This is a genomic window from Paenibacillus sp. S28 (assembly GCF_016624415.1).
Lineage (GTDB): Bacteria > Bacillota > Bacilli > Paenibacillales > Paenibacillaceae > Paenibacillus_AQ > Paenibacillus_AQ favisporus.
This window is the reverse complement of record NZ_JACVTM010000017.1, coordinates 45649-58281: the sequence shown is the minus strand read 5'-3', so window position 1 is coordinate 58281 and position 12633 is coordinate 45649. Positions and strand designations below refer to the sequence as shown.

Below are 12633 nucleotides of genomic sequence, written 5' to 3'. Positions count from 1 at the left end.
TTATTGCAAACGATTAGTTTCCGTTCATTCCGTCGTACCGTGCTTACTATGGTGAAGCAGCCATTCCGTGATCCGGCCGGTGTCATTGACGCCAAATACCGGAACGGAGCCCGGATGCACATCCATGCTCCCCTTCATCGCGTCATCGGTAAGCCAGGTGACGATCGCATTCACGGATGTTAATTGGGAAACGAGCGAATGGTCTTCCTGGCTGCGGACCATCACGAGTTTGGGGTACTCCGCCTGCTTGAAGCCCTCCACAAAAATCATGTCATATGCGGAAAACCGCCCGATGAGCTCGTCCAGCCCGGTTTCTGTTTCCTCGATCACGGCCGTACGCCGCGAGGACACAAGGGCGACTGCACCCGCCCCCGATTTCCGGTGCCGGTACGAGTCCGTTCCCGGATGATCGATGTCGAAATCGTGGGCGTCGTGCTTAATCACCGCTGTCCGTACGCCTTTGGCCGCAAGCAACTCGACGAGACTGCAGACGAGCGTCGTTTTGCCGCTGTTCTTATACCCGACGATTTGCCAGACGGGCGGTAGCGCTTCTTGCCGGCTCATCTCGATCCCTCTTTAAGCAGCAAAATTTGCACCTTGGACCCGGCCGGTGTGACTGCCTTGGCGGGCGGGATGACGATCAAGCAGTCGCTGTCTTTGATCGTCACCATGACGCTCGATTCGTCCACCGCTGCCGGAACGGCATACACCAATCCATCGCGGACTTCCATTCTTCCGCGAACGTAGCGGGTAAAGGCGTTCACTTTGGTATAGTCGACGTCCAAGACGGCTGACCATTCCGTAAGGTAGGCATTCTTTCTTCCCATCATGCCCTGAATGGTCGGCCGAACGAACAGCTCGAAGCCGACGAAGCAGGCGCCGGGATTGCCGGACAGTGCAAAGAGCAGCTTGCCGTCCTTCACGGCCGCTGTCGTGACGCTGCCGGGACGCATGGCGATTTTGTTATACAGCATCTCCACCCCGCCGCCGCGGACGAGATCGCCCATAATGTCGTAGTCTCCGACCGACACACCGCCGCTGGTCACGACTGCATCGTATTCCCGCAGCGCCTCCTCGACCCGTGCTTGTGCCAGCTGCAAATCGTCCATAATGGCTTCCAGAATAAAGGGCTCGCCCCCCGCTTCCCGCACCTGGGCCGCGAGCATGTACGTGTTGCTGTTGCGGATTTTCCCCGGCTGCAGCGGCTCTTCGACGGACAGCAGCTCCGACCCCGTCGAGAAAATCGCGATCCGCGGCTTGCGGTACACCGGGACACGATGAATGCCGAACGTCGCCAGCACCGAGATTTCCCCGGCCGAAATACGGGTCCCCGGGCTAAGCAGCAGCTGTCCTTCCTGAACCTCCAGGCCGATTGGGGTAATGTTTTGCCCCTTATGGATTTTTCGCTTCAGTCCAACCCGAGCCGTTCCGTCCTCTTCCCGCTGCTCTGTCATCTCCAGCATGACGACGGCGTCCGCGCCGTCCGGCACTTCGGCGCCCGTCATGATCCGCGCAGCCGTCCCCGGCCGGATCACTTGGCTGGACACGCTGCCGCAAGGAATCTCATCGATGACTTCCAGCCAGACCGGATCGTCCGAGCTGCAAGAAGCGGTGTCGGCTGAACATATCGCGTACCCGTCCATTCCGGAGCGGCGGAACCGCGGAAACGGATGCGGGGCGGTAACGGGCTCGGCCAGAAAGCGCCCGACGCTCTCCGCCAGCGGTACCGTTTCTACAGCGCCTGCCTCGACATACCCGGCGATCAGCCTTTGGGCATCCTTGACCTGCATCGGTTTCCGGTGAAATTTATCGTAATCGGTTCGTGTCTGATCCATTATGTATCATCCTTCCGTTGCTGAATGTCTCCTCTGTCTATCATGACACAAAAAAACGCACGAATCCATGCTTCGTGCGTTTTCGTCTGCCGTGAACACGGCATCAGGATATTCGCTTGCAGCCAGCCGTCACCTGCGCCTTGTGATCTTGCCCGATCCGACGCGGGTTTTCGGCTTCGTGTACGACCGCTTCGGTGCATCAAACAGGCCGGAGCCGCTGCTGCCGCCCCTTGAAATGCTGCCCCTGCTCGGAGTCTTGGTATCCTTCTTCCGGTCAAAAATGCTGCCTCCGGAACCGACGCTCGGATTCGTGTCGCTGTTTTTGCCGCGGCGGAGAATCGAGCCCTTCTTCTCAACCGTCAGCGGCGGCGCCACTTTTTTATCGTTGGTCGTCGGCTTGTGGTAGGTTCCCTGCTTCGGCTGATAAATGTCTCTGCTCGTATACCCCCGGTAAGAGCCACCCCCGCCGAACGAATCAAAGAGTTGTCCGATGAGCGCGGCCGTCAGATATCCCTGAAGGAAGCTTGAATCGTAATTCCGCTGCACATACTGCTGCGAGTCGATTTCGATCAGCGTATCGCTTGGCTTGGCGGTATCTTTCTGCAGATGGTACCATTCGTTACCATACACCAGGAACATCCGGTCGGCATCTTCCGGCGACATCTGGTCGGGCTTCTTCTCGTCCGTCAGCTCCTTCGCAACCTCGGGAACCGTCTTGTCCGCGGCCCGGTACACATACGACGTAGCGTTACCGTCGCGGTTCACCGACTCCAGCGGATATGTCTCCTTGACGTTTGGCGAGCCGATGCCGCATCCGGTCAGCAGAGACAGCACAAGGCTGGCGACAAGCAGAAGCTTCAGGCCGAGAAACCTGTTTCTCTTCTTACCCATCATGTGCCCCACCTCTAATTGGCCCGGATGACTTTCACATCACCTGGGATTACTTTCTCTCCTTCATACAGCATAAAACGTCCGTTCTGCCACTCGATCCGCAGCAGATGATAATCGTCGGATTGGTACTGCCATACGTGCTGCTCTCCCCCTTGCGTAAACGGGGTTTTGCCTTGAATCAACACATGACCGATGTATTCTTCTTCCATATAGTAAACCCGGTCGTCCAGTTCGATTTCGGTTGGTACTTCGGCAGGGTTGTCAAGCCGGCCGTCGATGGGAGCGTACAATTCATACTCCAAGGTCTCGCGCTCTTCAATATGAAGGTAAGCGATCGTGTTCCCGTCCCGGAGCGTGAGCAGAACGGCGTTTCTTCCGCGGTTGTGCACGCGTCCGATGACTTCGTATGTGACCAGCGATACCTCGCAAATATCTCCCGGCATCAGCGCCAGCATGCTTTTCTCCGGTTTCGGCGGTTCCGGCTTGGCAAACAGGTTGCCGATTCTTTTAAATACACTCATATGCTATAACTCCTTAGGTAATCAAACTTTAATATATATTGGGGTCGTGCTACAGGCAGGCGGTAATGATGAGGGCGCCTACCAAATGGATCGTACCGGCAAACAGGCCATAACCCACTTTGCCCTGCTGTGTACCTGTATCCAGGTCAAGCTTTGCCCACCATCTCATCAAGACGCGCACGATCGCTTCCAGCACGAGTAAGATCAAGAAGGAGACGATCGATACGACAAGCGCTTCCAGCAGGTTATTCGAGGTCCGAATCGAAACGGACAGAATGTAACCCTGGGACAGCAGCTTGATGACCAGGCGCGAGGTGACCGCCATGTTGCCCGCCTTCACTTCTTCAAAATCTTTGTACTTGGTAAACAGCGAATCCACAAACATCAAAATAAAGAGCAGGATCGCCCCGGAACCTGTCCATACCAGAATCCCTTTAATGATATTAAAATCCATCCACCTTAGCCTCCACATCTTCTCAACGTCTCACTCATACATAATAAAAGCGAAGGAGAAATATGACAAATGTTCCCCTTCGCTATTCATCATACCCGGTTTATGGCAGATTATTTGTTATCGTACTGCTTCATGAGCGCTGCCAGCTCATCTTCGACCTCTTTATCCTTGCCGAGCTGTTCGAACTCGTCGTCGAGCGATTTGCCTTTGGCGGACATTTCGTTGCTGGCTTCGGCTTGCGCCTCCATCTGCAGCATCTTCTCTTCCATCCGCTTCATGCCGTTCGTCGCAGAATCGGTGCTGAAGCCGTTCATCGCCTTGTTGATTTCGGTTTGCGCTTTGGCCGCATTGTAGCGGGCTACCAGTGTCTCTCTTTTGTTCTTCATTTCGGTGAGCTGCTTGCGCATTTCCTCAAGCTTGGCACGGAGATTGTCGGCCGAAGCCTTGTTCTGGTCGTAGCTTGCTTTGTATTCGTTCATTTTCTGCTCAGCCGATTTTTTCTCTTCCAGCGCACGGCGGGCCAGCTCAACGTTCTGTGCCTGGGCTGCGGTGTGTGCCTGCTGGGTACGCTTCTCAACGAGCGCCTGCTGCTCTTCGTACAGCTGCTTGAATTTTTTCTCGATAGCGATTTGAGCGGCTACAGCCTTCTCCGCGTCTTCCAAATCTTCGGTCATATCGCGGATATATTGGTCCGTCATCTTGATCGGGTCTTCTGCCTTATCGATAATCGCATTAATATTGGACATTGTTAAATCGCGCAGTCTTTTGAAAATAGCCATGGTTTCTTGTTCCTCCTGAAAGGTTAATGTGTTCTTCTTGATACTCTTTTACGCAGCAGTTTTAGGACCGTTTCAAAAATCGCCAAAATTTTTTTCGGGTTTGTTCATCTTCCATAATATAGCAGCAATGAGCCTTCATTCAAGGCTATGTTTACCGTTTAAAAAAACGCGGGAGCCGATCCAACCGATCTGACTCCAGCGTTTTGTTGTGAATGCTTGATTAGCTTTATCTCCGCAGTGCCTCGTTAAAATGCGCGCAAGTACTGTTTCGGGATCTTCTGTTCTCCGTTCAGCTCTTGAGCCGCATGGAGCGCCCAGTAAGGATCCTTCAGCATGCCTCTGCCGACTGCGACCAGATCCGCCTTTCCTTCCAGCACCACCTGCTGCGCTTCCTCGTAATTTTCCAAGCGGCCGACAGCGATTACCGGCACATCCAGCTTTGCCTTCATTTGCTCCGCCAATTCCACCTGGTACCCCGAGCCGGCCTTCGGTCCGCCGTTCGATCCGATATGACCTTCACCGCCGGAGGAAATATGAAATACGTCCACGCCCGCATCCCGGTATCGTTGGCAGATTTCCGCGCAGTAATCGACGTCATAACCGCCGTCCACGTACTCCTTGGCTGACACTCTCATCAGAACAGGCATGTCTTCAGGGACCGCCTTCTTGACGGCTTTAACGACTTCTTCTCCGAACAAAGCCAGGTCTTTTCCATACGCATCGTCTCTTCGGTTGGTCAGCGGAGAATGGAACTGATGGATTAAATAGCCGTGAGCGCCGTGTATCTCCACCGTATCAAAGCCAGCCTCCACCGCGCGCCGGGCCGCTTCCCCATAGGCGGTAACTAAACTCTGGACCTCTTCGGTGGACAAAGCTCTCGGAATTTTATATTTTTCGTCAAAGCGGATGGCCGATGGAGCTACAGGCGGGTTCGCGTCTTCCGCCTTGCGGCCGGCATGGCCCAACTGGATGCCGATCCTTGTGCCATAGGCGTGCACTTCGTCGACGATTTTGCGGTAAGCAGGGATCTGCCCGTCATCCCATATTCCCGTATCCCGGTTCGTAATCCGTCCGTCGGGATGAACCCCCGTCATCTCTACGATAATCAATCCGGCTCCGCCGACTGCGCGGGATACATAATGGACATAATGCCAATTGTTAGGAATCCCGTCCTCAGCCTGTACCGAATATTGGCACATCGGAGGCATAACAATCCGGTTTTTCAGAGATAATCCTTTAAGTACATAAGGTGTAAATAGATCTGCCATTGCTTCGTGTCTCCTTTATGTTGTATGTGATTAAGCCTATATGACAACAGGGTTATATGATTGCAGCGCCGCCGCTCATTGTCCATACCTCGCGGTTACGGCCAACGTGCAGCGACCGTAATCCATCAGTTCTATTATACACGCTTTGCCGAACGATATGAAAATGTGGCCCAGCATCTGATTTAAAGCAACATAATTGCATCAACTTATGGACATAACAAGGATAATCATGTTTTCGCTGTTTGTCCGCGGTGGAAAGGAGTCGAGACGGATGAAAAAGAAGCTGTTATGCACATTGCTGTCTTCCCTGCTGATTTTGTTGTTGATCTGTCCTTGGCAGTCCGGGCGGCTGGCAGCCGCCGCTCAAGGCGGTGAACCCCCGAAACATCCGTCAGGTTCCGAACCTGCACGGGAAACCAGCAGCCGGGAGGCGAAAGAAAAGCGGAAGGAACAGCAGATCCTTACGCTCGGCCAGCTGATCAAAAAATATCCCGAAACGTTCAAAATTCACGGTCCGCGCGTCAAAGAGGTGGCCCTAACCTTTGATGACGTGCCGGATCCCAGGTTTACTCCTCAGATCCTGGATGTGCTCAAAGCCCATCATATTAAAGCCACCTTTTTTGTGATGGGCAGCCGGGCGAAGAAGCATCCCGAGCTGGTCGAGCGCATCGTCCGTGAAGGACATGTGATCGGAAACCACTCCTATAATCATCCCGTGTTTCACAAATTGGAGATGGACGAATATGTAGCCGAGATTAAGCGGACGGAGAACACGCTTTACGGCATCGTCGGTTATAAGCCCAAGCTGATCAGGCCGCCTTATGGAGACATCACGGAACGCCAACTGCGCTGGGCCAAGCAGCAGGGCTACAAAATCGTAAACTGGAACGTCGATTCGCTGGATTGGAAAGGAATCGGCAAGGAAGCGGTCAAGCGCAACGTGCTGTCCACCGTTGGGCAAGGCTCGATCATTCTTCAGCATGCGGGAGGCGGAACCACGTCCAATCTCAGCGGTACGATCGATGCCCTTCCGGACATTATTCGGACCTTGAAAAATAAAGGCTATTCATTCGTCACGCTGCCGAGGTTACTTCACGTTCCAAAAGACAAGTAACGCGCTGAGGGTACAAAAAAAACCGGCTTGAGTACAAAAGCCGGTTTTTCCGTGTTATTATGAATAGCATTGACTATTTAATGAAGTACAGCTCAACGTCCTGGAATCCGAAGGCACTGACGCTTTCCGGGCTGCCAGGCACGAAAATGTCGATGCGTTTCCCCTTAATCGCGCTGCCGGTATCCTTAGCTGTCGCTACGAAGGCTTTCTTCGGGAGGCCCGGGAAGCTGTGACCGGTAACGAGCACTTTCGTTCCCAATGGAATAACGGACGGGTCAACCGCGATCGTGCCCAGCTTCAGCGGGTTGCCGAAGTAATCCACTGCGCCCCACTTGCCGTTTTCGCTAGCTGCGGAAGAGTATGCCGTAGCTCGGACGTCCAGCGTTTTGGAGTAATCGAAGGTTTTACCCCATGCTTCCACGACTTTGTCATCGCCGTTGACGTTCAGGGAAGCAGCCGTGATGATGGAGCCGCTGTCCTCTGCGGCAAATGCCTTGGCTGTGCTTGCTCCGGGAACGTTTAATTTCAGGCCCGGATAAATATTGGTTGCTTGTACATTCGGATTTGCATTCATCAGTTGATTCAAATTAACGCCATATTGTTTAGATAGTGTATAGAAGGTGTCTCCATCCTTCGCTACATGGACCGAGTCCGCAAACGTGGGTACCGCCTGTACCGCCAGAGAAATGCCGATGATGGCTGCAAGTGTCTTGATTCCTTTAAGTCTTTTCATGGTTCCTCCTTAAGTCGTGATGCCTGCGAAGTTAGCTGTCGGATTCGGATTGAGGAGACAACCCTACGCCCTGTTGGTGCGATTCACCCCAAGCGTACTATGTACACAAATTACATCCCCCGCACTTTACCTTAAAAGTTTCGGCTCAACAAATATATCACAATTTTGTAACCTGTGCGCATGAAAATGTTACCAATACAAAAGCCTCGAAATATCAGGCTTTATATAGAGTTGTTAGCTGACTTAATCAAGGGAGCAACCGCTCAATTCCTTTCAAAAAAGTTACAACATCTTCATTCATTTTAACGATTTATTCATGAAAAGGTACAAAAAAAGCCCTGGATGAGTATTATTCTCGTCCAGGGCTTTATCATTTGTAGATGCAGGCTCTTGGTCAAAGGACCTTGCTCAGAAAATCTTTCGTGCGGCTGTTTTGCGGGTTACCGAACACTTCTGCAGGCGTCCCCTGCTCGACAATTTGTCCGCCGTCCATAAAGACGATCCGGTCGCCGACTTCCCGGGCAAATCCCATTTCATGGGTTACGATGACCATCGTCATGCCGCCCTCTGCGAGCTTCTTCATGACCTCCAGCACTTCGCCGACCATTTCCGGGTCCAGCGCCGAAGTCGGCTCGTCAAAGAGCATGACGTGGGGCTGCATGGCCAGCGCCCGCGCGATGGCGATCCGCTGCTTCTGCCCGCCTGACAGCTGGGACGGATACGCATCCTTCTTGTCGGATAATCCGACCGTGCGCAGCAGGTCAAGGGCAATCCGTTCCGCCTCGGCCGGCGGCTGCTTTTTCACCTTAACCGGCGCCAGCATGAGGTTCTGCAGCACCGATTTATGCGGGAACAGGTTGAAATGCTGGAACACCATGCCCATTTTTTCGCGTGTGGCATTGATGTTGTGACGTTTGTCCGTAATTGGCTCACCTTCAAACGTGATCTGTCCCCCTGTAGGAGTTTCGAGCAGATTCAAACAGCGGAGAAAGGTACTTTTTCCCGAGCCGCTGGGGCCGATCACGACGACGACCTCGCCTTTGGCGATGTCGATGTCGATCCCTTTCAGAATCTCCAGCTTGCCGAACGATTTGCGCAAATCTTTAACGCTGATCATCGGTATTCAGCCTCCTTTCAAATGCCCCCAGCAGCTTGGACAAGGTAAACGTCATAATGAAGTAGATGGCTGCAATGACCAGCAGCGGACTGAGGTAATCATACGTAATCCCTTGGATAGCCCCCGACTGGTACATCAAGTCGGTGACGCCGATAAACGATACGATGGATGATTCCTTGATAATCGTAATAAACTCGTTACCGATGGCCGGCAGCACGCTTTTTACAGCTTGGGGCAGCACGATGTACCGCATCGTCATGCTGCGCGTCATTCCCAGGGAACGGGCCGCTTCCGACTGGCCCCGGTCCACCCCTTGGATTCCGGCACGGAACACTTCCGCAAGGTACGCGGAGCTGTTAATGGACAACGTAATTGCACCGGACTCGATCGGCGTAAATTTGACCCCGAAGGCCACGAGGCCATAGTGAATAATAAACAGCTGAACAACCATCGGGGTACCGCGGAGAACTTCCACCCACACCGAACCGATCATCTTCGGCAGCCAAAAGCGGGACATCCGCATCAAGGATATAATAATGCCCAGCACGAAGCCGCATATGACGCCGATGGCCGCCAGGAGCAGTGTATACTGGATACCTGTCGCAAAATACGTCCGGTAATCCCAAAAAACGGAGAACATATTCATAAAGACCCAAGAACCTCCTTTGTCATCATACCTGCCTGTCCCATCCTTTCCCTGTATACAACAGATCGGGACATATTTGAAACAAGGTACCCATCATTGAACAGAAAAAATAGCGAATTCGCTTCGCTATTTTTTCCGATGTATAAAATGAGAACAGACAGCTTAACCTCTATTTCTGTGCAGCCAAATCGCTCGCTTCGGCAACGTACTGCTCAATCTTGTTTTCGGATTTCAGACGGTCCAGCGTTTTGTTGATTTGGTTCACGAGCTCAGTGTTACCTTTTTTGATCCCGATCGCGTAGCCGTCTTCCTTATAATCAGGAACCGCATCCGCAATTACCAGACCTTTGACGTTCTTGATGTATGCTTCGGCAACCGGCTTCTCCATGATGGAGGCATCCACGCGGCTCGAATTCAGCTGCAGCACGATGTCGGAAATTTTGCCCAGACCGGTGATCTTCGCGCCCGGAATCGTCTTGGCGATGTCCTCCTGGATCGAACCCTTCTGAATGCCGAGCGAAACTCCTTCCAGAGCTTTCATCGTGCTGTATTTGTCTTTGTCAGCCTCTCTGACGACAACGGCCTGCTCCGCCTTATAGTAGTTGTTCGAAAAATCGATTTGTTTCTTGCGTCCTTCGTTTGGTGTAAGGCCCGAAATGACAAAATCTACGCGGCCGGTGGACAGCTCGCCGAGAAGCGCATCAAAGCTCATGTCCTTGACTTCAAGCTGCGCCCCCATGTCTTTGGCGATTTCCTTAGCGATTTCGATATCGAAGCCGACGATTTGGTCCTTGCCGTTCACCATTTTATGAAATTCGTACGGCGGGAAGTCCGCGCTTGTTCCAAGCACGATTGTCTTGCCGCTGGCCGGCTGTTCGCCCGCTGCCGTGCCGCCTTCAGTCGAAGGTTTGCTACCACATCCGGCAAGCAGGGAGCCTACCAGCAGAATGCATGCCGTTAGAATACCCCATTTTTTCATATCTATCTCTCCTGTCCATTTCAATGATACTTATTGTTGTTCAAAGGCATGATCCGTATCCGGCCCAGCCCGAAAAACCACGGTTCTAATCATACAATAAAAATGCATGATTATGCAATGACATTTTCATACAGTGGTCAATACATTTCAAAATAGCCAGGATAAGGCGGATTACAGCTTTTTAATTCCATTTATTCCTAGTTCTATGGTTTCTTTTTGTCACCTCCCCCTCTTTTTCGGAATAAATATGTATTTACCGTTTCAAAGCCCGTCTCCTTCCTAATATGGATGCATAAATCCCTTCAAAAACCTGCACCCTTTGAAAGAAAAGCTTCTTATTATGTAATTACACGCAATGGGGACTCCTACGCAAAAAGTTCACCGAAACGTCAGATTAAGGCGGCAGCCATGGTTCATCATTCCGGGAATGAGGTATTAAATAGCTAGATATTTAGTGGAGGTGTAGTCATGCTGCTGGAAGCTTTATACCATGTCCCCCGGGACAAATGGGCCTATGCATACGATCCGAAGACGATACATCTGCGTGTCCGCACCAAACGAAACGACGTGGATACGGTAGTTGCGATGACCGGAGACAAATACGACTGGGATTCGACCTATTTTGAAATTACGATGGAAAAAGCCGCGACCGACGATATGTTCGATTATTGGGAGGCTGCCGTGCTGCCTAAATACAAGCGTCTTAGCTATGCGTTCCGGATCACTTCCGGCAAAGAAACGATTTACATGCTCGACAACGGGCTGTACCGAAATTGTCCGGCGCCGACGGGCGGCTATTACGAATTTTCTTACATACATGAGATCGACGTGTTTAAGGTGCCGGATTGGGCAAAGGATGCTATTTTTTACCAAATTATGCCCGAACGTTTTGCGAACGGGGATCCAAGCAATGATCCGAAAGGGACACAGCCTTGGGGAGGACAGCCGACAACGGACAATTTCTTCGGCGGCGACCTGCAGGGCGTCCTGGATCATCTGGACGACCTACTCGATCTGGGAATTAATGCGATATATTTCACACCTTTGTTTACGTCGCCGTCGAACCATAAATACGACATCGTCGATTATAGGCAGGTTGATCCGCATTTTGGGGATAACGAGCTGCTCAAGCAGGTCGTGGAAGCCTGTCACAGCAAAGGGATCCGCGTCATGCTCGATGCCGTGTTCAACCACTGCAGCGAACAGTTTCCACCGTTCCAGGACGTCCTTAAGCATGGGGAAAAGTCCAAATATGCCGATTGGTTTCATATCAACCAGTTTCCGGCACGGGTTGAGAACGGGATCGCCACGTATGACACGTTCGGCTTCTTCGGCAATATGCCGAAGTTCAACACGGCCAATCCCGAGGTGAAGCAGTATTTGCTGGACGTTGCCGAGTACTGGATCAAGGAAATCAAGCTGGACGGCTGGAGGCTGGACGTGGCGAACGAGGTCGACCACCATTTTTGGCGGGACTTCCGCATGGTCGTCAAAAACGCCAATCCGGATGCATATATCGTCGGGGAAGTGTGGAGCGATTCCCTGGCCTGGCTGGTAGGAGATCAGTTCGACTCTGTCATGAACTACCCTTTTGCCGACAAGGTGCTGGAGTTTTTCAACGGCGGCATGGACGGGCTGACGTTCGCCAACAAAATGGGCACCATCCTAATGCGCTATCCGCAGCAGACGAACGAAGTGGTGTTCAACATGCTGTGCAGCCATGACACACCGCGCCTCTTGACACGTGTCGGGCACGATAAGCGCCGGATGAAGCTGGCGGTCGTCTTCCTGTTCACGTTCATGGGGACGCCATGCATCTTCTACGGCGACGAGGTGGGCCTCACCGGAGGCGGCGATCCGGACTGCCGTAAATGCATGGAGTGGGATCCGAAGAAGCAGGACCGCGAGCTGTACGATTTTTACAAGCTGCTCATCGGTCTTCGCAAAAAAAACAAAGCGCTTCGCGAAGGCCGCTTCCGCTTTTTGAAGGCGGAACCGGGCAATCCCAACATTATTTACGAGCGCATGGACAGCCGGGTTCATTTCACCATCTGGATGAACAACACCGACAAGCCGCAAGTGCTGTCCCACCCGATGGTTACGAACGACTGGAAGGACGCCTTATCGGGCGACAAGGTGCCTACCCAGAACGGAACGATGAATGTCAGTCTGGACCCTTACGGGTACCGGATTTTGTACCGAAATCTCACCAAATAAATCGGTTTCTTCATAACGAAAAGCCTTCCGGAGTTCCGGAAGGCTTTTTCCAAATGGATTCTTGGCAGCTGTGGATATT

11 protein-coding genes, 1 pseudogene and 1 riboswitch are annotated in these 12633 nt (G+C 52.5%); of the genes and pseudogenes, 2 read left to right on the top strand and 10 right to left on the bottom strand.

What is annotated here, in order from left to right:
- Nucleotides 1-24: 24 nt before the first annotated feature.
- The 7 genes from mobB to IAE55_RS28060 form a co-directional block, all read right to left on the bottom strand.
- Nucleotides 25-564, bottom strand: coding sequence for a molybdopterin-guanine dinucleotide biosynthesis protein B (gene mobB, locus IAE55_RS28090; RefSeq protein WP_145158844.1), 540 nt, complete (start codon nucleotides 562-564; stop codon nucleotides 25-27).
- Nucleotides 561-1835, bottom strand: coding sequence for a molybdopterin molybdotransferase MoeA (locus IAE55_RS28085; RefSeq protein ID WP_200634470.1), 1275 nt, complete (start codon nucleotides 1833-1835; stop codon nucleotides 561-563). The genes mobB and IAE55_RS28085 overlap by 4 nt, the downstream gene beginning before the upstream one ends.
- 129 nt (nucleotides 1836-1964) lie before the next feature.
- Nucleotides 1965-2726 (bottom strand): DUF4247 domain-containing protein, encoded by a 762-nt coding sequence (locus IAE55_RS28080; protein WP_200634502.1) that lies wholly within the window; start codon nucleotides 2724-2726, stop codon nucleotides 1965-1967.
- Between the two features lie 14 nt (nucleotides 2727-2740).
- On the bottom strand, nucleotides 2741-3247 hold the full coding sequence (locus IAE55_RS28075) for a DUF4178 domain-containing protein (RefSeq protein ID WP_116229915.1): 507 nt from the start codon (nucleotides 3245-3247) through the stop codon (nucleotides 2741-2743).
- Nucleotides 3248-3296: 49 nt separating this feature from the next.
- Nucleotides 3297-3701: a DUF350 domain-containing protein gene (locus IAE55_RS28070; RefSeq protein WP_076171403.1), complete on the bottom strand. Its 405-nt coding sequence runs from the start codon at nucleotides 3699-3701 to the stop codon at nucleotides 3297-3299.
- Between the two features lie 110 nt (nucleotides 3702-3811).
- Nucleotides 3812-4480 carry a PspA/IM30 family protein gene (locus IAE55_RS28065; protein WP_145158840.1) on the bottom strand — a complete coding sequence of 223 codons (669 nt, stop codon included), beginning with the start codon at nucleotides 4478-4480 and terminating at the stop codon, nucleotides 3812-3814.
- Between the two features lie 245 nt (nucleotides 4481-4725).
- Nucleotides 4726-5748 (bottom strand): NADH:flavin oxidoreductase/NADH oxidase, encoded by a 1023-nt coding sequence (locus IAE55_RS28060; protein ID WP_200634469.1) that lies wholly within the window; start codon nucleotides 5746-5748, stop codon nucleotides 4726-4728.
- Nucleotides 5749-6019: 271 nt separating this feature from the next.
- Between IAE55_RS28060 and IAE55_RS28055 the strand changes: the two genes are divergently transcribed.
- Nucleotides 6020-6862, top strand: coding sequence for a polysaccharide deacetylase family protein (locus IAE55_RS28055; RefSeq protein ID WP_200634468.1), 843 nt, complete (start codon nucleotides 6020-6022; stop codon nucleotides 6860-6862).
- A gap of 73 nt (nucleotides 6863-6935) precedes the next feature.
- On the opposite strand, the gene IAE55_RS28050 is transcribed toward IAE55_RS28055, so the two are convergent.
- From IAE55_RS28050 to IAE55_RS34415, 3 genes and pseudogenes are all read right to left on the bottom strand, one after another.
- The gene (locus IAE55_RS28050) at nucleotides 6936-7595 is read right to left on the bottom strand and encodes a 3D domain-containing protein (RefSeq protein WP_145158834.1); all 660 of its coding nucleotides are present in this window, start codon (nucleotides 7593-7595) and stop codon (nucleotides 6936-6938) included.
- Between the two features lie 3 nt (nucleotides 7596-7598).
- Nucleotides 7599-7751: riboswitch (cyclic di-AMP (ydaO/yuaA leader) on the bottom strand.
- 238 nt (nucleotides 7752-7989) lie between these two features.
- Complete coding sequence (locus tag IAE55_RS28045; protein ID WP_076171392.1) at nucleotides 7990-8712, bottom strand: amino acid ABC transporter ATP-binding protein; 723 nt, start codon at nucleotides 8710-8712, stop codon at nucleotides 7990-7992.
- Nucleotides 8699-10337, bottom strand: a pseudogene (locus IAE55_RS34415) (ABC transporter permease subunit). The gene IAE55_RS28045 and the pseudogene IAE55_RS34415 overlap by 14 nt, the downstream one beginning before the upstream one ends.
- Before the next feature lie 468 nt (nucleotides 10338-10805).
- Between IAE55_RS34415 and IAE55_RS28030 the strand changes: the two are divergent.
- Complete coding sequence (locus IAE55_RS28030; protein WP_200634466.1) at nucleotides 10806-12554, top strand: alpha-glycosidase; 1749 nt, start codon at nucleotides 10806-10808, stop codon at nucleotides 12552-12554.
- Nucleotides 12555-12633: the final 79 nt, after the last annotated feature.